We start from the raw sequence: 23,242 nt of genomic DNA on the forward strand, positions 1-23,242 counted from the left end.
GTTCGTCACGGCTCCTTCCGCCTGCCCCGCCTCCGTCATCCTCGGGCTTGACCCGAGGATCCTCACCGCATCCACCAGCAGCCACGGGCATGGATCCTCGGCACAAGGCCGAGGATGACGGAGGGTGGGGTAGGCCTTCTCGCCGAATTCGCCCGCCCGGAGAATCTCCTAAAGACGCAGCTCGCTCTCCGCATCGAACACCGAAGCCAGCGCCATGTCGAAGCTGAGCTTCACCTTGGCGCCGACATCAAAGCGGCGTGCGCCGTTGACGCGGACCGACATCGTGTGACCTGCATGTTTCAGCCACAGAAGGTTGTCCGCCCCCATCGGTTCCTCGATATCGACGGTAGCGTCATGTTCTTCGCCGCCAGCATTCTCGTTGACCTTGATGTGTTCGGGGCGGACGCCGAGTACCACCCTGCGGCCGGGCTGCAGCGTCTCGTTGGCGCCATAGGCGGCGAGCGAGAAGTTGACGCCGTTTGCGGTAAAAGCGATGCCGTCACCTGTTTTGGCCAGTTCGCCGCGCAGAAAATTCATCGACGGCGAGCCGATGAAGCCGGCGACGAAGAGGTTGCGCGGCCGGTTGTAGATCGTCGTCGGGTCGTCGAGCTGCTGTATGATGCCGCTCTTCATGATGGCGATGCGGTCGGCCAGCGTCAGCGCCTCGATCTGGTCGTGCGTCACGTAGATCATCGTGTTCTGTAGCGACTGGTGCAGGCGCTTGATTTCGACACGCAGTTCTGAACGCAGCTTGGCGTCGAGGTTGGACAGCGGCTCGTCGAACAGGAAGACGTCGACATCGCGCACCAGCGCCCGGCCGATTGCCACGCGCTGGCGCTGGCCGCCGGATAGTTCGGCGGGCTTGCGCTTCAGGAGCGGCTGGATCTGCAGGATTTCGGCCGCACGCGCCACGCGTTTGTCGATCTCGGCCTGCGGCACCTTGGCGACGCGAAGGCCGAAGGAGAGGTTCTTCTCGACGGTCATCTGCGGATAGAGCGCATAGGACTGGAAGACCATGCCGATGCCGCGATCCTTCGGCTCTTCCCAGGTGACATTCTTGCCCTTAATGAAGATCTGCCCTTCCGAAGCGTCGAGCAGGCCGGCGATGCAGTTGAGCAAGGTCGACTTGCCGCAGCCGGACGATCCGAGCAGCACCAAGAATTCGCCGTCGTTGATCTCAAGGTTGAGATCCTTGAGCACGCTGACTGATCCGAAGTTCAGCGACAGATCTTTGATCGAGACGCTGGAATTGGAGACAGTTGAATTCATGTTCATGTGATCACCCCTTCACTGCGCCAGCGGCGATGCCGCGAACGAAAAGCCGCCCGGAGACGAAATAGACGATCAGCGGCACCAGACCGGTGAGGATCGTCGCTGCCATGTTGACGTTGTATTCCTTCACACCCTGGACGGAATTGACGATGTTGTTAAGCTGCACGGTCATCGGATAGGTATCCGGCCGGGTGAAAACCACGCCGAACAGGAAGTCGTTCCAGATGCCGGTGACCTGCAGGATCATGGCGACAACGAAGATCGGCAGCGACATCGGCAGCATGATCTTCAGGAATATCTGCCAGAAGCCCGCCCCGTCGACGCGCGCCGCCTTGAACAGTTCCTCCGGCAGCGACACGAAGTAGTTGCGGAAGAGCAGCGTCAGGATCGGCATCCCGAAGATCGAATGCACTATGACGAGGCCGGTCAGCGTGCCGTAGATGCCGATTTCACGCAGGATGATGACGATCGGATAGATCATCACCTGATAGGGAATGAACGCTCCGATGATCAGGATCGAGAAGAAGAGCTCCGAACCCTTGAATCGCCAGTTTGCCAGCGCATAGCCGTTCACCGAAGCGATGGCGATCGAGATGATGACAGACGGCACCGTGATGCGCACCGAGTTCCAGAAACCGCGCGAAAGGCCGTCGCAGTTGAGGCCAGTGCAGGCCTCCGCCCAGGCCTTGACCCAAGGTTGGAAGGTGATCTCCACCGGCGGCGAGAAAATGTTGCCGAGACGGATCTCCGGCATGCCCTTCAGTGAAGTCACGACCATCACATAGAGCGGCAGCAGATAATAGAGCGCTGCAACCGTCAACGTTCCGTAGAGCATGATGTTGCGCGCTGAAAGCGTCGGGCGCGGCTTCGGACCGCTCGGCCCGTCGCCGAGCCTCCGTGAGACGGCGTCGAGGCCGACAGCCGTGGTGTTGAGAGTTTCGATATCAGCCACGCTTGCGCCCTCCTCCGAACTCCAGATAGGCCCACGGAACGATGATGATCGCGACTGTGACCAGCATCATCGTCGATGCGGCGAAGCCCTGACCGAGATTCTGCGCCTGGAACATGTAATCGTAGACGTATTTGGCCGGCACTTCCGATGATATGCCGGGACCGCCCGAAGTCTGCGCCACCACGAGGTCGTAGACCTTGACGATGCCGGAGGCGATGATGACGATCGTCGTGATGAACACGGGCCGCATCATCGGAATGACGACGAGCAGGTAGGTCTTCCACATCGGGATGCCGTCGACGCGGGCCGCTTTCCAGATATCCTCGTCGATGCCCCGCAGACCGGCAAGCATCAGGCACATGACGAGGCCCGTTCCCTGCCAAAGCGCCGCGATCAGAATCCCGTAGATGACGATTTCGGGCGTATAGAGCGGATTGAAGGTGAAGCTTGTCCAGCCGAGCGAACGCACCACCGACTGGACGCCGAAATCTGGGTTCAGAACCCATTGCCAGACGAGACCGGTCACGATGAAGGACAGCGCGAAGGGGTAGAGAAAGATGGTGCGAAAAGTGTTTTCGAAACGGATCTTCTGATCCATGAGTGCGGCGAGCACAAATCCGATGACCAGGCTGAAGATCAGCGAGAGGACGCCGTAGAGCGCCAGATTTTCGATCGCAGTAACCCAGCGGGGTGCCGCCCAGAGACGGTGATACTGGTCAAAGCCGACGAAGCTCAACCGCGGGAGGAGCTTGGAATTGGTGAAAGAATAAAAGACCGTCCAGAACGTGCCGCCGACAAAGATCACCAGCGCTGTCAGGATCATTGGGATGGACGCAATCTTGGCGTTCAGATTGCGCAGTAACTTGTTTGGCCGGCCTGCTTGCGCTTGACCCGTCATGAACACTTCTCCTCAAATCGCAGCTGCGGCCGGTGACGGCCGTCTCTCACCCCTGCCCGCTGGATCGGCCGGATGGGCCGGCAAGACCATCGAAACTTGCGGGAGGATCCGGCTCCGCGGAGCCGGATCGCAAGGGCAGTGAATCTGCCGATCAGTCAGCCGAGGCGATGATTTCGGCGAAACGCTTCTGCGCGGCCTCCGGCGTCATCGACGGGTTGGCGAAGAATTCGGAGAAGAGGTCCTCCTTCTGCTTCTGGCTGTCGGCCGAAAGCAGCTGGTCGGTGCCCTGGATCACATTGCCCTTCGCCAGGATGTCGAGACCCTTCTTCATGCAATCGTTGGCGGCGGCAAGATCGACGTCGCCACGAACCGGCAGCGAACCCTTCTTCAGGTTGAAGGCAACCTGGGTCTTGGGATCGAGCAGGGTTTTGGCGAGCACGGCCTGTGCCTTGGACTTTTCCTCATCCTTCAGCAGCGGGAAATAGAAGGCGTCGCCGCCTGTCGAGATGATCTCGTTGACGCCGAGGCCCGGAAGGCAGGTATAGTCGGTGCCGGCCTTCTGACCGGCGAGTGCGAATTCGCCCTGCGCCCAGTCACCCATGATCTGGCCGCCGGCCTTGCCCGTGATGACGAGATTGGTCGCCTGGTTCCAATCCTGGACATTGCTGCCCTTGGACATGCGGCGGGCGTCGTCGGCAGCCTTGAAGACCTTGGCGATCTCGGGTCCGGCGGCGACCTCTGCATCCTTGTCCTTGAAGACCTTGTTGAACACGTCCTTGCCGGCGACCGCGACCATAAGCACGTCGAAGGCGCCTGTCGCCTGCCATGGCTGACCGCCGACAGCGAGCGGAATGATACCGGCCTTTTCGAGAGCCGGAGCGGCAGCGACGAATTCGTCCCAGTTCTTCGGAACCTCGACACCGGCCTTCTTGAAGGCAGCGTTCGAAAGCCACAGCCACTGCCAGGAGTGGATGTTGACCGGAGCGCAGTAGATCTTGCCGTCGATCGTGCAGGAATCGAGCAGGCTAGACGGACGAATAATGTCCTTCCAGTGCTCCGCGGTCGCGACATCGGTCAGGTCGCGCATCAGGCCCGCCTGGACAAGCTCTTCCGCCTGGCGGCCATGGTTGAACTGGGTGGCGCCCATCGGGTCACCGCCGGTGATGCGGCTGATCATGATTGGGCGCGCAGTTCCGCCGGAACCGGCGATAGCGCCGTCGACCCAGTGGTTGCCGGTGGCGTCGAATGCCTTTGCCAGCTCGGCGACAGCAGCGGACTCGCCGCCGGACGTCCACCAATGGGTGACTTCGAGGTCGGTGGCGCTGGCGCTGATCGGAAGTGCTGCTGAAGCGGCGAGCATAGCCGCCATCATACGGATTTTCATGAGTTCTCCTCCCTCACTGAAACGTTGCCGGAAAAACTTAGATCAATCGATTTCCCCACGCAACTGCCCGCCCGTAAATTTTTCTTTAAAGATCCTTATTGCTACTTCTGGCTGCTTCAGAAGAGCTCTCCACACCCGGAAAACCGGCAATTGGGCAGACTTTTCCGCACCTGCTTCCTCCGGTTATTTATTTGATATCGCATGAAAATTTTAAGGTTTTAACGTCGAGCCTCGCGCTGCCTTTTTCGCAGCTGCAGAAAATATCTGCAAGTACGGCCGATTCAACCTGTGAGAATGATACTGCGACGCACACAAGAAAAACCGCTCGACATTTCTACTGTATCGTTACAGATTGAAATCCTCAGGGAGGCGCGATTTTGGCAGGCGGCGGGCTTACCGCGCCTGAAAAAGCCTCTATAAGCGAGACCAATTCGCGCAAGGCGGCCTACAGGGATGGGAAACAAGGGAAATTTCGGACAGGCGACATCGACGGCGGTGACGCGCGAGCGCCCGACATTGAAGACGATTGCCTTCATGACCGGCCTCGGCGTGACAACGGTATCGCGTGCGCTGAAGGACGCGCCGGATATCGGCGCCGAAACCAAGGAGCGGGTGCGCATGGTCGCCCGCCAGCTCGGCTACCAACCGAACCGGGCGGGCGTGCGCCTGCGCACCGGCAAGACCAACGTCATCGCCCTTGTCCTCAGCATCGACGAGGAGATCATGGGCTTTTCGAGCCAGATGGTCTTCGGCATATCGGAAGTACTGTCCGGCACGCCCTATCATATCGTCGTGACACCGCATTCGCACAGCAAGGACCCGATGCTGCCGGTGCGCTATATCCTCGAGACCGGTTCGGCCGACGGCGTCATCATCTCCCGCATCGAACCGGACGATCCGCGCGTGCGGCTCTTGTCCGAGCGCGGCATGCCCTTTGCCACGCACGGGCGCACCGATGCAGGTCTCATCCACCCCTTCCACGATTTCGACAACGAGGCCTTCGCCCATCAGGCGGTGGAACGCCTCGTCAAACGAGGCCGGCGCCGCATCGCCCTGCTGCAGCCGCCGAGTAAGCTCACCTATTACGCCCATATCCGCATCGGCTTTCAGACCGGCCTGCACGACTACGGCGCCGAGGAGGTGCCGTTGCGCGTCAACACCGACGCAGCGCTTGCCGATATCCGCGACATCGTCGAGGTGATGATGCGCTCGGCCAATGCGCCTGATGGCATCGTCTGCTCGGCCGGCAGCGCCGCGATCGCTGTCAATGCCGGCATAGAAGCCGCCGGCAAGGCGCTCGGGCGCGATCTCGACATGGTCTCCAAGCAGTCGGTGCCGATCCTCAACTGGATCCGCCCCGAAATCATCACCGCTCAGGAGGACGTGCGTCAGGCCGGCCGCGAAATGGCCAAAGCCGTCATCGCCCGCATCGACGGCGTCGAACCCGAACTGCTGCAGAGTATCAGCCAACCAATCTGGCCGGAAAACACCAGATAGGGCGATGGCGGAATACAGGCGGAGAAAAGCCGCGGCGCGGTTGACTGGCGGCTGCGGTGTAGTTCACCGGCCGTTAGAGCCTTTCCGGGTTAGATTGAAGCATTCTGCCGGAGCAGGTTTTCGCCAGGGCAAAGGCGATTGGCGAAGGGCATACCCCAAGGTACGTCCGAGCCGATCGCCTTTGATCCTGGCGGAAACATGCCCGGCCCACCGGCCGCACTGCTTCGCCGTGGCGAAGCGATAAGTGCGTCCGGCGATTCTGAAGTCTTGCAGATTTGCCAGGCAATCTGCGGGAGGGTTGGCTGAAACGGGCCGGCTGATCGACCAGCCGGCTTGGCCGTAGAGCTGGGCTACGACACGCGCCGGCCGGTCGACCATCCGACTCCGTTTGAGCCAACAGAATGTTTCAATCTAACCCGGAAAGGCTCTAGTGGTAAAACCCGCCTGTGGCTACTCTCGGCCCGAGGCGGACTGCTCAGTCCGAATGAGACGGAAATTTAAACCCTGCCCATTCAACCCGTTCCTGCCAGTCCGGAAGACCAGCAGATCGGAAACGGTCAATCTGTCTGTGCTTCCGAGCAATTTGGCGCGGGTCACCACCATCCCTTTTCAGGTGACGTAGCTGCTCACGGGCGACCCAGAGTGCGTCACGCCAAACTTCTTCTGAAATCCATTTGCCACCCATGGCTTTCTACCTGTTATTTTCATCCCTGTATCGATACACCAGACCACACTGTCCGCTACTGGCGCAAACGGACCATCGCCAGATCGCAATGATCGGCTTTCATCGACGTCAAGGCCGACCTGGAAACCCTGTATCAACCTCGCCTGCATCCCTCGATCCGCTCCTCGCCAATTGCTCCTGCACAGCCTTGATCTTCGGATTGCAGCCCTCGCCGCGGCGTCGCGTGATCGAGTGGATGCCGCGAAAAGCAGGTGGGGCAAGCGGTTTGACGATCACCCTGCCGCGGAAATCGCGAAGCGCCAGGCCCGGCACCACCAAAATCGAGCGGCCGGCTTCGACAAGCGCGAAAAAAGCCTTGATTGCCAGCCATCCCGCAGGTGAGCCACGGGGGAATCGACAGAATGCATGAAAGCAGCGTGCCTTATTTCAGCCAATGGGAAACGCCCGGCATGACGCTGCCTGTGCTTGCCGAGGGGTCGCTGGCGCTGCTCAGCGACCCGCTCTGGCGCCATTCGGGAGCCGTGACAATCGAGGAATATGCGTGCTGGGCGGTGAATATCTGCGGCATGGCCTGCCTGAAGATGATCCTTGCTGCGCGCGGTGAGATCCATCCTACTCTCGAGCTTGCCCGCGCCTGCACGGTTTACGGCGGCTATGTCGTCAACGAGATCGAAGGCTCGATCAAGGGACTGATCTACGCCCCCTTCGTCCGCTTCGTGAGCGAACGTTTCGGCCTCGGCGCCGAGACGATGACCAACGTCGAGACGTCAGCCATCCCGGAACTTTTGTCGAAACGCCGCTTCTTCATCGCCTCGGTGCATTCGGCCATCCGCTGGCCGGAACGCGAGCCGCCGGCAAAGGGCGGTCATCTCGTTCTGGTGACATCAGCCTCGCAGGAGACGATCCGATTCCACAATCCGTCTGGCCATGACGGGGCCAGCCAAGCCGATGTCACGCTGCCGCTTGCCGTCTTCGATCGTTTTTTTGCCAATCGCGGCATATCGGTCGAGGCCTGATCTTTCCGACATTCTTTCGCTTCGGAGGCTTTCATGACCCCTTCCCCCAACAGGCTGCGCATTGCCGTACTCTTCGGCGGCCGTTCGGCCGAGCACGAAGTTTCCATCCTCTCGGCGACCAACGTGATGGCCGCCCTGGAGCCGCAGAAATACGATGCCTTTCCCGTCTTCGTCACCCGCGAGGGACAATGGTTGCTGAGCAGTTTCAAGGACGGCAGGCTCGCCACACCCTCGTCAGGCACGGAAATCTGCCTCGTGCCGGGCGGCCGCGGGCGCATGCTGGCCACCCCCTCTCATGGCGCGCCGCATGAATTGCCAAAAATCGACGTCCTGTTTCCTGTGCTGCACGGCTTGCATGGCGAGGACGGATCCGTGCAGGGCGTGGCGCAAGTGGCGCGCGTGCCGCTCGCCGGCTGCGGCATCCTCGGTTCGGCCACGGCCCTTGACAAGGACATCGCCAAGCGCCTGCTGCGGGCGGCAGGCCTGCCGGTGGCGCGCGCCGTGACGATCCATGAGGGCGCCGCCCCTTCACTTTCCGCGCTCGAAGACGACCTCGGCCTGCCGCTCTTCATCAAGCCGGCGCGACAGGGATCGTCAGTCGGCGTCGCCAAGGTCCATGCCAGCCAGGAATTCGCCGTAGCGCTCGAGCAAGCCTTCCGCCACGATAACATCCTGCTTGCCGAGGAATTCATCGCCGGCCGCGAGATCGAATTTAGCGTGCTGGAGGGTACCGACGGCAAGCTCTTCGTCTCCCGGCCGGGCGAAATCGTGCCGGCGGAAAGCCACGGCTTCTACAATTATAACGCTAAATATATCGATGAGAACGGCGCCGCCTTGAAGGTGCCGGCCGACCTGCCGGCGGAGGTCGAGGCCGCCATGCGCGACATGGCCGCAAGGGCTTTCCGGGCCGTTGGCTGCGACGGCATGGCGCGCGTCGATTTTTTCCTGACATCGGGTATGCGCTTCGTCATCAACGAGCTCAACACCATTCCCGGTTTCACCGATATCAGCATGTATTCCAAGGCAATGGCGGCAAGCGGCGTCAGCTATGCCGAGGTCATCGACCGGCTGGTGGACCACGGAATGGCGCGCGCCCGCAGGGCAGGCTAGTTCATGAACAGGTCGGTTCTGATTTCCGGATGTTCCGGCGGCGGAAAATCGACGCTGCTTGCTGAGCTTGGCCGTCGCGGTCATGGGATCGTCGAAGAGCCTGGCCGGCGGATCGTCAAGCAGGAGCTCGAGAGTGGTGGAAACGCCCTGCCCTGGATCGACGCGATTGCCTTTTCCCGCCGCGCGATCGAGATGGCGATGGCCGACTACACGGCGGCGCGCGAATGGACGGGCTGGACGTTTTTCGACCGCGGGCTGATAGATGCCGCCTCGGCGCTGCAGCACATGACCGGCGAACCGGTCCTGGAACGAATGACCGCCGCCCATCGATACAGCAGAAGCGTTTTTCTGACGCCGCCATGGCCCGAGATCTACACGACCGACCCTGAGCGCCGCCATGGCTTCGAAGAGGCCGTCGCAGAATATGATCGGCTCGCCGCGATCTATCCGACACTCGGTTACGACATCGTCATACTGCCAAAAATCGGGGTTGCCGAACGGGCCGATTTCATCCTCGATTGCCTTGGGGCGAATTAGAGCCTTTCCGGGTTAGATTGAAACATTCTGTTGGCTCAAACGGAGTCGGATGGTCGACCGGCCGGCGCGTGTCGTAGCCCAGCTCTACGGCCAAGCCGGCTGGTCGATCAGCCGGCCCGTTTCAGCCAACCCTCCCGCAGATTGCCTGGCAAATCTGCAAGACTTCAGAATCGCTGGACGCACTTATCGCTTCGCCACGGCGAAGCAGTGCGGCCGGTGGGCCGGGCATCTCTGGCCAGGATCAAAGGCGATCGGCTCGGACGTACCTTGGGGTATGCCCTTCGCCAATCGCCTTTGCCCTGGCGAAAACCTGCTCCGGCAGAATGCTTCAATCTAACCCGGAAAGGCTCTAGTCGCCTTAACGCCGACGAAAGACGCACCACTGAAACGACTGCTGGCCCCCGGCAGGCGTCCTATGCTCCTCACGCCACTCGCTTTCCAGGACGAATGCGGAGGAGAATTCCGACGCGAGCGCCGCCGCATCGTAACGCTGAACCGGCAAACCGCTGCACCGCTCCGGCCCGTCAGGTGCGAAGGTGGCGATGATCACGACGCTGCCCGGCGCCGTGCCGGTTTCCAGGGCGCGTCGATAGAAGATCCGCTGCTCCGGCTCGGTGAGGAAATGAAAGACGGCGCGGTCGTGCCATATGTCGTAGCACCGCCCTGGTCGCCATTCGGTGACATCGGCCATGAGCCAGGCGACCCGGGCGGCGTCACCATGCAGCCGTGCCTTGGCGACATCCAACGCCGGCGCAGCGATATCGAGAACCGTGAGGTCGGACCAGCCGCGCTCGAGGAGATGGTCGACAAGGCTCGACGCGCCGCCGCCGACATCGATCAGCGCGGCCGTAACCGGCAGATGCAGCTCGTCAAGCGCCCTGAGCGAAGGCGCGGGCGTCGGCTGATACCAGCTGACGTTGTCAGCCGCTTTCGTGCGGTAAACCTCGTCCCAATGTTCCTGTTTTGCGGCCGTCATCCGCTATTCCTATTTCTTGCAGCATCCGATCCTGACCTATCAAGATGTAAGGAATGAGACATGCCTCGATCGCTTACCGCCCGGTCTTAGGAACTTAGGTGACGATAGACGAGATCGGCAGGATCAGCTCGAGGCGCTGCCGGATCAAGACGCGCCCCCAGCCGTTCGGCAACGGCAACGGATGCAGAATTGTCAGGCGCGATATAGCGGACGAGCGACGATAGCTTGAGCGTCTTGAAGGCCCAATCCCGCAGCGCCGAGGCCGCCTCGGTCGCATAGCCGCGGCCCTCGAACCCGTCAAAAACGAACCAGCCCAGCTCCTTTTCCTGAAAGAGCGGCCCATGGTTGATCCCCACCTGGCCGATGCATTGGCCGGTTTCGCTGAGGTCGATCATCATCGCGCCGTGCCCGAAAAGCTGCCAGAGAGCGACGTCGTGACAGAACATCCCCCACGCCGCCCGCAGATCAAAGGGGCCGCCCATCCCGGCGGACCGTGGCGAGGCCATTATCCGGGCGTAGGCATCGAAGTCGTCGATGTCAGGCATACGAAAGCTCAGACGCTTGGTTCGGATCCAAATAGCGCCCGCCTCTGACATGTCTCGCCCTTCCACTACTTTTCGAACGCTGGAGCGAACCGAAGCACCCCGCTCGGCGCCGGTCCGTGAAAAACAATCCGCTGCACGAGGCGCGTATCGAGATTATGATATGTTAATTGGCCGTCGCTGCTGAAGCCCGCACCGCTGTAGACCTCGGGATTGCCGATCAGCGTGCACCCCCTCGCGCCCAGCTCCTTCAGCAATTCGAGCCCCTTCGCCATAAGCGCCCTTCCGATGCCCTGCCGCTGTCTCTCCGGCGTGACCGCTATCGGCCCCAGCCCGAACCAGCCGTCATGTACTCCGTTGACCATCGCCGGCGAGAACGCGACGTGCCCCAGGATCTCGCCATCCTCCTCGGCAATCAGCGATATCGCCAGATCGCCGCTCAAGCGAAGCCTCCGGATGATCTCCGCTTCCGTACCCTCGCTATAGGGCATCGGCTTGAAGGCGGCCGAGGTCAAATTCTGAATCGCTTCAATATCTGCCGGCGTCTCGTATCGGATGAGCATTCCTTTTGTTCTCCGGAACGGTCTTCCGCAAATGCTATGAAGGGAAAGGCGGAAATCAACAAGCCAGTTTGCTCAGGCAGAAACAACACAGTTGTCGGGTCAGGCAGCGATCTCACAAGAAAGCCCGGCGCGACGGCCGGGCTTTTCCTCAATCATTTGATGAATCTCAGAAGGTCGCCGCACCGCTGCCCCAGGGGCCGTGGTGGAAATCCTTACCATCAAGGCGGTCGAAGCCGTGAGCGCCGAAGAAGTCGCGCTGGGCCTGGATGAGGTTGGCAGTCCCCCTGCCTTGGCGGTAGGCGTCGAAATAGCTGAGCGCCGAGGTCAGCGCCGGCACCGGCAGGCCGGCGGCGAGAGCGGCGGTTACGACGCGGCGCAGTGCCGGGATCGATTCCTTGACCATGGACGAGAAGGCCGGCGTGACGATGAGGTTCGCCGCATCGGGCGCATCGGTGAAAGCCTTGGTGATCTCATCGAGGAACTGCGAGCGGATGATGCAGCCGGCGCGCCAGATCTTCGCGATAACAGGCATCGGCAGCGACCAGTTGAACTCCTTGGAAGCTTCCGCCATCACGGCGAAGCCCTGCGCATAGGCGCCGATCTTGCCGGCAAACAGTGCCAGTTCCAGATCCTTGTTGAGTTCGGGGCCGTAGGCGGTCGGGAAGACGCTGCCGAGATTACCGAAGATCTTTTCGGCGGCTTCGCGCTCAGACTTCATTGAGGAGAGGCTGCGGGCGGCGACCGCGGCTTCGATCGCCGTTGCCGGAATGCCCATGTTCTGGGCCTCGATCGCCGACCATTTGCCGGTGCCCTTCTGGCCTGCCTTGTCGAGGATCATGTCGACCATCGGCCCGCCGGAGACGGGGTCGTTGGCGGCAAGCACCTTTTCGGAGATCTCGATCAGGTAAGAGTTCAGCCGGCCCTTGTTCCACTCGCCGAAGATGGCGGAGATGTCGGAGGCGCTCTTGCCGAGGCCGTCGCGCAGGATGCCGTAGATTTCGGCGATCATCTGCATGTCGGCATATTCGATGCCGTTATGGATGGTCTTGACGAAATGGCCGGCGCCGTCATTGCCGAGCCAGGCGACGCAGGGCTCGTCATTGTAGCGAGCGGCAATCGAGGTCAGCACCTTTTCGACGCGCTTCCAGGATTCCTCTGTGCCGCCGACCATGATCGACGGGCCGTGGCGCGCACCTTCCTCGCCGCCCGATACGCCCATGCCGATGAAGGTCAGATCGGTATTCTTGAGGCGGTCGAAGCGGGCGACGGTGTCGCGGAAATTGGCGTTGCCGGCATCGATCATGATGTCGCCCTTGGACAGATGCGGGCGCAGCGCCTCCATCTGCTGGTCGACGGCGTCACCCGCCTTGATCATGATGATGATCGGGCGCGGCGGCCGGATCGCATCGACGAATTCCTCGATGGTCTTGCAGGGAATGATCTGCTTTTTCAGATCGCCGGCGCTCTCGTAGAATTCGTCGGTTTTCTCAGGCGTGCGGTTGAAGACCGCGATTTTATTGCCTTTCTCCGCGATGTTGAGCGCCAGGTTGGAGCCCATGACCGCAAGGCCGATCAGTCCGATTTCTGCCTTTTCCACGACAAACCTCCGATGTGTCATTTGGACCGGTGTTGTGGCACTGTCTCGCTCAAACGGCAAGTCTCGCGAGGGTCTAATCGGTTCGCAAAAGCCATTGAAATTCAGCTTTGGTCGTCTGACTTGTCCGACAACTTTTCATCTGCAGCCCGATCCGGAAGCCGCAAAATATTCGCGATCACCCGTACCGCCCTATCTCATGTTATGATGCGGGCCTCGGGAGATATCCTTTGGTTTCGAAAAGACGAAAAGACATGGCGCTGCTTGCGGCCCGCGCCGGCCGCTACCGCGAATATGCGCCGCCGCCAGCGCTACGGCGCCATTTCAGCTGCCTCTGGTCGCATACACTTAGGGACGGGCCGGCGGCGACGGTGGCGATCGTGCCGGATGGTTATTGTGATCTCCTCTGGATCGACGGGCGGCTTGTCGTCGCCGGTCCCGACCGGATCGCGGCCTTCCCGATCATAAGGCCGGGCGCGACCGTCATTGGCGCGCGCTTTGCGCCGGGCGCCGCAGCATCCTGGCTGAAGACGCCGCTCTCGGCGCTGGTCGGCCTCTCGGTGCCGCTTGCCGACATCGGCCGGAAGGACACGAGCGAATTCGAGGCGCGGCTGCAAGATTGCCAGAACCCCGCGGCCGCCGCGACGCTGTTCGGCCGTCTGCTTGAAGAGGCTGCGCGCAACGAAGAGGAGCCTGCCCGCGACGCCGCCATGATCTTCGCCGCCGCCGACAGCGGCCGCCCAACCTCCGGCCTGCCCGACCAGTTCGGCATGAGCGAAAGGCAACTGCGCCGCCGCTGCCACCATCATTTCGGCTATGGCGCAAAGACACTGGAACGCATCCGCCGGTTCCAACGTTTCCTCGACCTCTGCCGCAGGGTGGACACGATGCCACTCGCCCGCATCGCGCTCGAAGCAGGCTTTGCCGACCAGGCCCACATGACACGCGAGGTTGCAGAACTCTCGACTCTTACCCCTGCGATCATTCTTGACCAACTCGGCACGCGGGAAGGATCCGGCTGACCGTTTTGTTCAAGACACCGCCGGCCGGCCTTATTATTCAGGGAAACCCAAATACAAGGACCTGCACCATGGCGACAATGCCTGCAAAAATCATCCACCAGTCGATCGAGCGCGACTGGCGGGATGTCTACGACTTCGCCGGCAAGCCGGAGAACATGCCGCTCTGGGCCTCCGGCCTTGCCACCGGCTTCGAGCCCAACGGCGCCGACTGGATCGCCCATGGTCCTCTCGGCACCATCAAGGTGAGCTTCGTTCCCCCCAATGAATTCGGCGTGATCGATCATACGGTGACAATCGAATCCGGGCTCCGGGTTTATAATGCCCTGCGTATCGTACCGAACGGCGATGGCTGCGAGGTCATGTTCACGCTGCTGCGCCTGCCCGGCATGACAGACGCGCAATTTGCCGCCGATGCCGCGCATATCGAGAAGGATCTCGTCATGCTGAAAGCCCTGATGGAGAGATAGATGGCTGAAAACTCCGAACACAACGACCGCCGCATCGACTATGTCGAATTCAACGTTTCCGACATCGCCGCCGCCAAAGCCTTTTACGGTTCCGCCTTCGGCTGGCGTTTCACCGATTACGGCCCGAACTACTGCGAATTTGACGACGGCCGGCTGAAGGGCGGCTTCACCGATTTCGGCCCCGTCCGGCCGGGCGGTCCCCTCGTCGTCGTCTACGCCAGGGATCTGGAAGAAGTGCTGACTTCGGTCGAAAGGGCCGGCGGCACGATCTGCCGGCCGATTACTGATTTTCCCGGCGGCCGCCGCTTCCATTTCCTCGACCGCGACGGCTACGAGCTCGCCGTCTGGGCGACGGCGTAAATCAGAGCAATTCCAGCAAAAGTGTGCAGCGGTTTTGCGTCCGGAATTGCGTGAAAACAAAGAGATAGAACAATTCCGTGATTCGAAGAAAAACGGAATTGCTCTAGACTACCGATCCATCACGATCAGAGCGCCGATGACAATGCCGCCCGCATCGCGCAGCGGCGACATGCGACAGCGCACCTGGCGGGATACGCCGCCGCCGGTCCGGCGCTCATAAGTGTAGTCGACCTCCCCGCCGGCAAAACAGACGTCCAGCTTATGCTTGGCGCATTCGGCGAATCGCTCCTCGCCGATGAATTCGGAAAGGTGACGCCCGATCAGTTCCATCGGCTTCCTGTCCAGATGGGCACTGTTGGCCGCGTTGGAATAGAGGTAGCGGTAGTCCCTGGTCAGCACCGCCACCCGATCCGGCAGGCTTTCGAGGATCGCGGCGTTGAGGAAGTGGCCATTGTCGGTGTCGGGCACATAGGCTGCCGGCGGCTCGATGCGCACATCCTGCGGCGAAGGCACCCGCCAGTCCGGCGCATGCGTGCCGAAATAACAGTCGAGCAGATAGGAAAGCACCGCCGCATGTTCTCTGACACTGGCGCTGTCGTCCGCGTCCCGGGCGACAAGATGGCTGACGAACTGCAATTGCATGTAGACTTCGAGCAGATTGGCCGCCCGGCAGGCCAGGATGGCCTCGACCAACGGCTCGACATGTCGGTCGAGCAACATGACGCGCTGATCGTCGCCTTGGCGTATGGCTTCCTCTATTTGCGCGCAGCGCAAGGAAAAGGCTCGAAAAAGCTCCAGCAAGACGCCTCCCACTCCCATTGTCCCAAGTGGCGTGTCCAAATTGTGTGGCTGCATTTCACAAATGCGCCCTGAGGTGGATATTATTCTCGCCTTGGTAGTGACGGCTAACATGAAGTTTACTCGTTTTCAATCCGAGAGCACCTGCCGCTTTTCACCGCTGATAAATCAGGGTTTGATTTTCAAGGCGCGAGCGTCTTCTTGATCTGCCAGCGGTCGTGATACCAAAGCCACTGTTCTGGATATTCCCGCACCCAACTTTCCACCTTGTCATTGAGTAGCTGGGCGGCGGCAGGCAGGTCGAGATTGCCTTTGGCGTCGCGCGGCATCTCCAGCCGCGGTTCGATTTCCAGCCGGTAGCGATTCCCCGGAAGGCGGATGCAGCGCGCCGGATAGACCTCGCAATCGAACTGGCGCACCAGCTTCGGCAACAGCGGATTGGTCTTCACCTCTCGCCCGAAGAAGGTGCCTTTCAGCCCCTTGCCGAATTTCTGGTCGACGAGCACCCCCACCCCCTGGCCCGCCTCCAACTGGCGTGCGAGCGCGAAGGAGGAGCCGGCATGCGAGGGCACCAGCTTGCCCATGCGCGCACTGCGGAAGTCGAACACCTTCTTGGCGACATAGGGATTGTTCGGCGGGCGGAATAGTACGGTGACGGTGAGCCCGAAGGCAGCCCCTGCCACCGGCAGCAGCTCGAAATTGGCGGTATGCCCCGTGAAGACGATGAAGGGACGCGGATTGTCGCGCAGGTCGAGGAAAATGGGGATGCCCGACACCTCCACCCTGCCCGGCTCCGGCCGTTCGGGGTCGTAATCGAACAATTCGTCGAGGAAGACGTATTCGGCCGCAAGCCGGCCCATATTTCCCCAGCTGCCGAGCGCGATCTCTTCGATCTCGGCCTCGCTCTTCTCAGGGAAAGCGTTGCGCAGATTGACAAGCATCAGTCTATGGCGGCGCGTCCGCCGGCCGAGGCGGCGCATCACCTTGTCGGCAAAGCGGATCGCGCCATCGGCCGGAAACAGCTTCAGCACGTTCAGGAAGCCGAACATCACCTGCGCCACCAGCCATTGCTGGAAATTTCTGAGCGCCAGAACGACCCGGGTAATGAACAGCTTCACGTGAGGTCAGTCCATCTTCAGAATGATCTTGCCGAAGATCTGGCGGCTTTCCATCCGCTCCAGCGCCCGGTCGATATCGTCGAATCCGACTTCCGTATCGATGACGGGATGGACGAGCCCGCGGCCCATCTTCTGCATCGCATCGGCCATGTTCTCCATGCGGCAGCCGAAGGAGCCAAGCAGCTTCAATTGCTGCTGGAACAGCATCATCAGGTTCATCTCTGTCGAGACGCCCGAGGTCGAGCCGCAGGTGACGAGGCGCCCGCCGCGCTTCATGCAGAGCATCGAGCCTGCCCAGGTGTCCTTGCCGACATGTTCGAAGACGACGTCGACGCCCTTCTTCTTGGTCAGCTTGCGCACCACGCCTTCGAAGCGGTCGGTGCGGTAGTTGATGACGTGATCGGCGCCGAGAGCCTTGGCCCTCTCGATCTTGTCATCGGAACCGACCGTGGTAATCACGGTGCAGCCGATCTTCTTGGCAAGCTGGATCGCCGCAGTGCCAATGCCGGAGCCGCCGGCATGAACGAGGATCGCTTCGCCGGGCTCGAGCTTTGCATTGTCGAACAGCATATGCTCGACCGTGCCGAAGGTGACGGGTGCCAATGCTGCGCCGATCGCATCGACACCGGGAGGTGCGGGAACGAGCAGGCGCGCCGGCAGGTTCACCTTTTCCTGCGCGAAACCGTCGAGATGGAAACCATGCACGCCGGAAACATGTTCGCAGAGATTGTCTCGGCCTTCGCGGCAGGGTCGGCAGAGGCCGCAGGTGCGCGCGCCATAGATCGAAACCAGTTGACCCGGCAGCACATTGGCGACACCCGGCCCGATCGCTTCCACGACGCCTGAGGCTTCCGCGCCGATGACGAGCGGCATCTTGCGCTTGGCGAAAGCCATGCCGCGCCAGCCCCAGACGTCGATATGGTTGAGGGCCACCGCCTTGACGCGCAGCGTCACCTCGCCTGCAGCGGGTGCGCCCGGTTCCGGCAGGTCGGTGATCTCAAGCTTGCGGTCATCGATCAGTTGCAAAGCGCGCATGGCAAAATCCCTCGCCTCGAAGGCGTTCGTCTCGTCTTAAATTTGTCGTGAACCGCTTAAGCCGGTTCGAGCGCCATGACAAGGCTGGCATTCTGCCCGCCGAAGCCGAAGGAGTTGGAAAGCACGGCCGAAACCTGGGCTTCCCGCTTCTTGTTCGGCACGACATCAAGCACGATCGACGGATCGGGATTGGTGTAGTTGATCGTCGGCGGCAAAGTGCCGGTCAGCATCGTCTGCAGCGAGAACACCGCTTCGACCGCACCCGCCGCCGTCAGCGTATGGCCGATCATCGATTTGTTCGACGAGACGGGAATGCCGACGAGTCGTTCGCCGAAGACAGCCGACATCGCGCCATATTCCATCTTGTCGTTCTCAGGCGTCGAGGTGCCGTGCGCATTGATGTAGCCAATGCCGCTCTCGTCGATGCCGGCGTCGGCAAGGGCCGCGCGGATCGTCGAGATAGCCGGTCCGCCGTCCGGCGACGACCGGGTACGGTGGAAGCTATCGGCCTTGTCGCCGGCGCCCTTCATGATGCCGAGCACCTTGGCGCCGCGGGCGACTGCCGCTTCCAGCGATTCCAGCACCAGCGTCGCCGCACCCTCGGCGATGACGAAGCCGTCGCGGTCCTTGCTGAACGGCTTGGAGGCCTTGGTCGGCGGATCGTTCTGCGTCGAAAGAGCCGACAGAAGCGAGAAGCGGATCAGCGCCTCGGCGCTGAGCGACCCATCGGTCGCAACCGTCAATGCGCGATCGGTGCGCCCCTGACGAATCGCCTCGATGCCGAGCTGGATCGCGGTGACGCCGGAAGCGCAGGCCGTCGACAGCGTCACGGGAAGGCCGCGCGTGCCGAACCGGTCGGCCAGACGCTCGGAAATCGCACCGAACAGCGCCGCCTCGTGGAAGGCCGGGTCGGGCCGCTGGCGCAGCGCCGTCAGGAAGCGCTCATAGGCGTCGCCTGGATGGTCGGCGGCCGGCGAACGGTCTGCAAGTTCGAAGCGGGCGCTCCATTCCGGCTCGATCGGCGGCGCGGCAAGAAACAGCGGACCGTTGAAATCGCCTGAAAGACCGGCGTCAGCCAATGCTTCGATGGTGGTCTCGCGGGCAAAGGCATAGGAACGCTCGACGGCGTTCGGCACCGGAATTTCGATGAAATCGACGGTGCCGGCGATGCGTGTCGACAGGCCTTCGGTCGGAAAGCGGTTGATCGCGTGGATACCCGAGGTGCCGGAGGAAAGGGCCGCCCAGTTGTCCTTCAGGCCCTGGCCGAGCGACGTGATGATACCCATGCCGGTCACTGCGACGATCGGCCGGCCGAGATGATCCTTGTAAGCGGAATCTGTCATATCTCTCTCCTCACGCCTCTGCGGAAAGAACGGCGACGCCTTCGCCGCGCTGGTGTCCGACTGTCGTTACGACGGCGGCTTTCGTGCCCGCCTTCATCGGCGCTTCATGAGCGGCGTCGAAGGGCGGAACTTTGGCCTTGGCATCGATGGCAAGGGCAGCGAGCGCCAGCCCCAGCGGGAACTGCGCCTCGATCGCATGACCGGAAACGCCGCCAAAACCGCGGATCGCGGCGCCAGGAAGCTGATGCTCCAGCACCGCCTTCTCACGGGCGGCGATCTCGTGCATGCCGGTCGAGCCGGAGAAGATCGCCGTCGCCTCGGGCGGCAGCTCGGCGGCTGGCTTCAGCAGCCGCTCCATGCGCACTTCGAAATTGCCGGCGGCGCGGTTGCCGCGGTCGCCTTCGACGGCGGTGATCGACGCATAGATATGCGCGCCGCGCTCTTCTGCATGCTTGCGCGATTCCAGCACCAGGAATGCGCCGGCCGAGCCGGTGATCATGCCGCCGCCTTGGAGGCCGGAGCGCGACCAGAGCGGCGCCCATTCGTCGCGCGTATGCGCGCCGATCGCCTCGGTGAGCAGGATCATGTCGGGACGTTCGGCGGCAAAGGCGCCGCCGACGAGCGCATGGGTGGATTCGCCGGAACGGATGCGCCAGAAGGCCGTCTCGACGGCGGAGACGCCTGAGGCTTCCTCGCCCATGAAGGTGCGCGAGGAGCCGGTGACCTTGTGAACGATGGAGATGTTGCCGGCCAGCAGGTTGGAAAGCTGCGCCAGAAACAGCGTCGGCCGGAGCTCGGTAGTCAGCTTTTCGTTGAGTAGCAGTTCGCGGTCGTTGCGCTTCAGGCCTTCGTCGACGATCAACGTATCGACATTGATGTCACGCTCGCCGCCGCCGGCCGCCACGATCATGTCCATCGTGCCGCAGGCCTCGATATTGTCCTTGAAGCCGGCATCGTCTAGCGCCAACCCCGCGGCGAAGACGCCGATGCGCTGCCAGTTTTCCATCTGGCGCTGGTCGCCGCGCTTGGCGATCTGCTGCGACCAGTCGATCTCGGGCAGCGGATGCACCGGATAGGGTTTGAACTTCTCGGTCTCGACGATCGCCTTCGGCGCGTTTTCGGCAGAAAGCAGCGCGATATGCGCGTCCTTGCCGACGCCCTGACAGGTGACGATACCGACGCCTGAAATGACGACGTCGTTTGCAGCCTTGCTCATCCAATCACTCCCTGCGCTGCGATCGCTTCCAGAAGCCCGACCTCGCCGGCGCGTTTTTTCACGATATCGCCGAGCGGAACTTCGCTAAAGGGCATGGTGCGCAGTTTCAGCTGCGCATCGCAGACCTTCTTGCCGCCGCTGGTGATCTTGGCTTTGGTGACCGCGAAACCTGACCCGTCATGCTCCAACACCGCCTCGATATCGAGCACGGCTTCCGGCTCGACGAAAGTGCGCATCTTGGCGCCGTCGACGGACATCAGGAAGGGCATGGCGGCAAAGTCCGAGGCGGCAAGCACCAGCATGCCGGAAGCCTGCGCCATGGTTTCGATCAGGAGCACGCCGGGAACGAGCGGCATACCGGGAAAATGGCCCTCGAAGACGGGGCTCTTGGCCGGCACGACGGATCGCGCCGTCAGCGTAGCCTTCTTCAGGTCCACCGCTTCGACGTGGTCAATCATCTGGAAATATTCCAGCAGCATTCGGATCCTCCGGCCCGACAGGCCGAATCCGCCCGCCGGTGACGCCTGAAGCGCGTCGCACTTCAGGTCTTTGTTCTTGTGCCTGCCGTTGTCCCAAAACCGCTGCACACTTTTGGGCGGCGTGCACTAATTAGGAACGAAACCGCCCGGCCGCCATAGTCAGGGCGGCAGGGCGTTCGAAAAAGACTGGTGTGTCGCTCAGGCCTTGGCCGCTTTGAGCTCGTCAATCTTGGCGCAGAGGTTCTTCAGCACGAAATATTCTTCAGTGGAAACCTTGCCTTCGTTGACCTCCTGCGTCCACTTTTCGAGCGGAATCTTGATGCCGAATTCCTTGTCGATCGCAAAGACGATGTCGAGGAAGTCGAGGCTGTCGATACCGAGGTCGTCGATCGTATGGCTCTCCGGCGTGATCGTGGCGCGATCGATCTCGCTGGTTTCTGCAATAATGTCGGCAACTTTATCGAATGTAGCGGTCACGCGCTGTACCTCATGAAATGACGATTTAAACCCCCTCATAGGCAAATCCTTTTCAAAAGCCAATGCTTTCGTCCGAGCGTCGCGGCAATTTGACAATAAGGTGTTGCCTAAACAGCAATGGAGCGCCGGCGAGTGCTGGCGTCGAAAACAAGGATGCGGCTGTCAACATCCGCACCGCTCTTTGATCTGAATCAAATTATGCGCGCCGGCATTTGATAATCATCAAGCTGCGCTGGAAGGGAATTGCGATCGCGCTCCAGCATTGTCCGGGCTTTTTGAAGGATCACGACGATGGACGTTGCCAGCAGCGAGATTTTCGAGACAGGCACGCCCGTCGCATGTCGTTCCTGTCAGGCGCGACACGGCGTCGTCTGCGGCGCCCTGTCAAACGCTCAGTTGAAGGAGCTCAACCGCCACTCCCTGCGCCGCAAGATCGAGGCCGGCTCGGATATCATTGCGCAAGGATCGGAAAGTTCGTTTTATTCGAACATCATGCGCGGCGTGGTGAAGCTCTGCAAGATGATGCCGGACGGACGCCAGCAGATCGTCGGCCTGCAGTTCGCTCCCGATTTCGTCGGCAGACCCTTCGTCCGCGAAAGCACACTATCGGCGGAGGCGGCAACCGACGCCGAAATTTGTGTCTTCCCGCGCAACCTGCTCGACCGCATGATCGGGGGGACGCCGGAGCTGCAGCGCAGGCTGCACGACCAGGCGCTTAACGAGTTGGACGCCGCGCGCGACTGGATGCTGACGCTTGGCCGCCGCACGGCTGAGGAAAAGGTTGCAAGCCTGCTCCACCTCATCGCAACCCATGCCGAGCCGCAAACCGCCATCAGCACGGCCTTCGACCTGCCGCTGTCGCGCGCCGAGATCGCCGATTTTCTCGGACTGACGATCGAAACCGTCAGCCGGCAAATGACAAGGCTGCGCAAGCGGGGTGTTATCCTGATCGAGAACTCCAGACATATCGTCGTTCCCGATCTGGATGAGCTGGAAAGGATCAGCGCGTAACGCGATCAGACATTAAATTCGGATCAGGTACTGATCCGAGATCAGACGCCGAATTCAGGTTCAAGCGCTGATCCGGGATCAGCGCGTGATGACGACGCGGGTATTGGCAAGACCTGCCTGCCGCGCCAGTGAGAAGAACTCGGCCGCATTGTCGGGATGCAGGCGAACGCAGCCATGCGAGGCCGGTGTGCCGAGGCGCTTCAGATCGAAGGTGGCGTGAACGGCGTAACCGCCGTTGAAAAATACGGCATACGGCATCGGCGCGTTGTCGTACTTGCGCGAACGGTGATCGCGCGACAACCATTTGGCGCTCCAGGAGCCGGTGGGCGTGACATAACCATTGCGCGCGGTCGAAACCTTCCAGCGATATTTGACGAAGCCGTTCTCGGTGACGGTCATTGTCTGCTTGCCGATGCTGATATTTGCAACCAGCGTTGCCGCCTCAGCCGCAACTGGAGAAAGCTGCAGCAACAAGCTTGCCGCCGCGGCGGCAAAAATCGTCTTCATGATAACCCCTCTTCGCACCCACGCAGTTTGACTGCGCCCTCACGACAGAGAGACTATGACGATACTTGATTATATAGCTTTAACCCGAATGGTAATCACAATTCTAACAGAGCAATGACGGGTCTACGCGCACGGGGGGGCGGCCGCTTCGCCTCACTGAAGCTTGGGTGGCGCCGCCGACCTCTGCTTGAGCTGCTGATAGGCCTTGTTCATCTTTTGGCGGATGGAGGCCATGGTGCCGAGATTATGGCCGCAGGCAGCGCAAGTTATGATGTCCGTCTCGCGAATCTCGGGACGCTCGAATTTCATCTTGGTGCTCTTGCACTTCGGGCACGGTAGTTCAACCTGAACTGTCATCGCTCTGCTTCCGGTCTGATGGATTT

At 61.3% G+C, this 23,242-nt stretch carries 25 protein-coding genes; 8 read left to right on the forward strand and 17 right to left on the reverse strand.

The features are described from left to right. Window positions 1–168: 168 nt before the first annotated feature. The 4 genes from NMA58_RS11345 to NMA58_RS11360 form a co-directional block, all read right to left on the reverse strand. Entirely contained in the window at window positions 169–1,275 is a 1,107-nt protein-coding gene (locus NMA58_RS11345; RefSeq protein ID WP_430959084.1) for an ABC transporter ATP-binding protein, read from the reverse strand. Between the two features lie 4 nt (window positions 1,276–1,279). Continuing rightward, window positions 1,280–2,224: a carbohydrate ABC transporter permease gene (locus NMA58_RS11350; RefSeq protein ID WP_183704355.1), complete on the reverse strand. Its 945-nt coding sequence runs from the start codon at window positions 2,222–2,224 to the stop codon at window positions 1,280–1,282. Next, the gene (locus NMA58_RS11355) at window positions 2,217–3,122 is read right to left on the reverse strand and encodes a carbohydrate ABC transporter permease (RefSeq protein WP_097599962.1); all 906 of its coding nucleotides are present in this window, start codon (window positions 3,120–3,122) and stop codon (window positions 2,217–2,219) included. Before NMA58_RS11355 ends, NMA58_RS11350 begins: the two co-directional genes overlap by 8 nt. A gap of 151 nt (window positions 3,123–3,273) precedes the next feature. Continuing rightward, on the reverse strand, window positions 3,274–4,506 hold the full coding sequence (locus NMA58_RS11360) for an ABC transporter substrate-binding protein (RefSeq protein WP_085778455.1): 1,233 nt from the start codon (window positions 4,504–4,506) through the stop codon (window positions 3,274–3,276). 453 nt (window positions 4,507–4,959) lie between these two features. On the opposite strand from NMA58_RS11360, the gene NMA58_RS11365 reads away from it, so the two are divergent. The 4 genes from NMA58_RS11365 to NMA58_RS11380 all read left to right on the forward strand — a co-directional run bounded on the left by NMA58_RS11365 (window position 4,960) and on the right by NMA58_RS11380 (window position 9,351). After that, entirely contained in the window at window positions 4,960–6,003 is a 1,044-nt protein-coding gene (locus tag NMA58_RS11365; protein ID WP_430959085.1) for a LacI family transcriptional regulator, read from the forward strand. Window positions 6,004–7,089: 1,086 nt separating this feature from the next. Then, a complete protein-coding gene (locus tag NMA58_RS11370; RefSeq protein WP_434713376.1) occupies window positions 7,090–7,704 on the forward strand; it encodes a C39 family peptidase in 615 nt (204 codons plus the stop codon). Window positions 7,705–7,737: 33 nt separating this feature from the next. After that, a complete protein-coding gene (locus NMA58_RS11375; protein WP_434713377.1) occupies window positions 7,738–8,814 on the forward strand; it encodes a D-alanine--D-alanine ligase family protein in 1,077 nt (358 codons plus the stop codon). Window positions 8,815–8,817: 3 nt separating this feature from the next. Then, window positions 8,818–9,351, forward strand: coding sequence for an AAA family ATPase (locus NMA58_RS11380; RefSeq protein ID WP_434713378.1), 534 nt, complete (start codon window positions 8,818–8,820; stop codon window positions 9,349–9,351). 358 nt (window positions 9,352–9,709) lie between these two features. Here NMA58_RS11380 and NMA58_RS11385 read toward each other — a convergent pair whose 3' ends face one another. The 4 genes from NMA58_RS11385 to gndA form a co-directional block, all read right to left on the reverse strand. After that, complete coding sequence (locus NMA58_RS11385; protein WP_434713379.1) at window positions 9,710–10,327, reverse strand: class I SAM-dependent methyltransferase; 618 nt, start codon at window positions 10,325–10,327, stop codon at window positions 9,710–9,712. 86 nt (window positions 10,328–10,413) lie between these two features. Continuing rightward, window positions 10,414–10,923, reverse strand: coding sequence for a GNAT family N-acetyltransferase (locus NMA58_RS11390; protein ID WP_434713380.1), 510 nt, complete (start codon window positions 10,921–10,923; stop codon window positions 10,414–10,416). Between the two features lie 14 nt (window positions 10,924–10,937). Next, a complete protein-coding gene (locus tag NMA58_RS11395) occupies window positions 10,938–11,432 on the reverse strand; it encodes a GNAT family N-acetyltransferase (protein WP_434713381.1) in 495 nt (164 codons plus the stop codon). Window positions 11,433–11,598: 166 nt separating this feature from the next. Continuing rightward, window positions 11,599–13,050 (reverse strand): NADP-dependent phosphogluconate dehydrogenase, encoded by a 1,452-nt coding sequence (gene gndA, locus NMA58_RS11400; protein WP_434713382.1) that lies wholly within the window; start codon window positions 13,048–13,050, stop codon window positions 11,599–11,601. Between the two features lie 206 nt (window positions 13,051–13,256). Here gndA and NMA58_RS11405 point away from each other — a divergent pair, with 206 nt between their 5' ends. The 3 genes from NMA58_RS11405 to NMA58_RS11415 all read left to right on the forward strand — a co-directional run bounded on the left by NMA58_RS11405 (window position 13,257) and on the right by NMA58_RS11415 (window position 14,875). Then, window positions 13,257–14,048, forward strand: coding sequence for a helix-turn-helix domain-containing protein (locus tag NMA58_RS11405; protein WP_430959091.1), 792 nt, complete (start codon window positions 13,257–13,259; stop codon window positions 14,046–14,048). A gap of 68 nt (window positions 14,049–14,116) precedes the next feature. After that, on the forward strand, window positions 14,117–14,515 hold the full coding sequence (locus NMA58_RS11410; protein ID WP_430959092.1) for an SRPBCC family protein: 399 nt from the start codon (window positions 14,117–14,119) through the stop codon (window positions 14,513–14,515). Further along, the gene (locus NMA58_RS11415) at window positions 14,516–14,875 is read left to right on the forward strand and encodes a VOC family protein (protein ID WP_011425727.1); all 360 of its coding nucleotides are present in this window, start codon (window positions 14,516–14,518) and stop codon (window positions 14,873–14,875) included. It abuts the gene before it with no gap. Between the two features lie 108 nt (window positions 14,876–14,983). On the opposite strand, the gene NMA58_RS11420 is transcribed toward NMA58_RS11415, so the two are convergent. From NMA58_RS11420 to NMA58_RS11450, 7 genes are all read right to left on the reverse strand, one after another. Next, window positions 14,984–15,676: a PAS domain-containing protein gene (locus tag NMA58_RS11420; protein WP_198175447.1), complete on the reverse strand. Its 693-nt coding sequence runs from the start codon at window positions 15,674–15,676 to the stop codon at window positions 14,984–14,986. Between the two features lie 179 nt (window positions 15,677–15,855). Continuing rightward, on the reverse strand, window positions 15,856–16,791 hold the full coding sequence (locus NMA58_RS11425) for a lipid A biosynthesis lauroyl acyltransferase (RefSeq protein ID WP_434710029.1): 936 nt from the start codon (window positions 16,789–16,791) through the stop codon (window positions 15,856–15,858). A gap of 6 nt (window positions 16,792–16,797) precedes the next feature. Then, window positions 16,798–17,826, reverse strand: a complete 1,029-nt coding sequence (locus NMA58_RS11430; protein ID WP_434710031.1) for a zinc-binding dehydrogenase — start codon at window positions 17,824–17,826, stop codon at window positions 16,798–16,800. Between the two features lie 56 nt (window positions 17,827–17,882). Beyond that, window positions 17,883–19,169 carry a beta-ketoacyl-ACP synthase gene (locus tag NMA58_RS11435; RefSeq protein ID WP_430959094.1) on the reverse strand — a complete coding sequence of 429 codons (1,287 nt, stop codon included), beginning with the start codon at window positions 19,167–19,169 and terminating at the stop codon, window positions 17,883–17,885. Between the two features lie 10 nt (window positions 19,170–19,179). Continuing rightward, the gene (locus NMA58_RS11440; RefSeq protein ID WP_434710033.1) at window positions 19,180–20,385 is read right to left on the reverse strand and encodes a beta-ketoacyl-ACP synthase; all 1,206 of its coding nucleotides are present in this window, start codon (window positions 20,383–20,385) and stop codon (window positions 19,180–19,182) included. Beyond that, the gene (locus tag NMA58_RS11445) at window positions 20,382–20,864 is read right to left on the reverse strand and encodes a 3-hydroxyacyl-ACP dehydratase FabZ family protein (protein ID WP_221113923.1); all 483 of its coding nucleotides are present in this window, start codon (window positions 20,862–20,864) and stop codon (window positions 20,382–20,384) included. The genes NMA58_RS11440 and NMA58_RS11445 overlap by 4 nt, the downstream gene beginning before the upstream one ends. Window positions 20,865–21,062: 198 nt before the next feature. Next, entirely contained in the window at window positions 21,063–21,341 is a 279-nt protein-coding gene (locus NMA58_RS11450; RefSeq protein ID WP_003540486.1) for an acyl carrier protein, read from the reverse strand. A 291-nt stretch (window positions 21,342–21,632) separates the two neighbouring features. Here NMA58_RS11450 and NMA58_RS11455 point away from each other — a divergent pair, with 291 nt between their 5' ends. Beyond that, window positions 21,633–22,352, forward strand: coding sequence for a Crp/Fnr family transcriptional regulator (locus tag NMA58_RS11455; protein ID WP_434710038.1), 720 nt, complete (start codon window positions 21,633–21,635; stop codon window positions 22,350–22,352). Window positions 22,353–22,430: 78 nt separating this feature from the next. On the opposite strand, the gene NMA58_RS11460 is transcribed toward NMA58_RS11455, so the two are convergent. Further along, window positions 22,431–22,859: a L,D-transpeptidase gene (locus NMA58_RS11460; protein WP_221113925.1), complete on the reverse strand. Its 429-nt coding sequence runs from the start codon at window positions 22,857–22,859 to the stop codon at window positions 22,431–22,433. A 153-nt stretch (window positions 22,860–23,012) separates the two neighbouring features. Continuing rightward, the gene (locus NMA58_RS11465) at window positions 23,013–23,216 is read right to left on the reverse strand and encodes an ECs_2282 family putative zinc-binding protein (RefSeq protein WP_221113926.1); all 204 of its coding nucleotides are present in this window, start codon (window positions 23,214–23,216) and stop codon (window positions 23,013–23,015) included. Window positions 23,217–23,242 lie beyond the last annotated feature (26 nt).

The sequence above is a fragment of the Rhizobium sp. YTUHZ045 genome, from assembly GCF_051124255.1.
Lineage (GTDB): Bacteria > Pseudomonadota > Alphaproteobacteria > Rhizobiales > Rhizobiaceae > Rhizobium.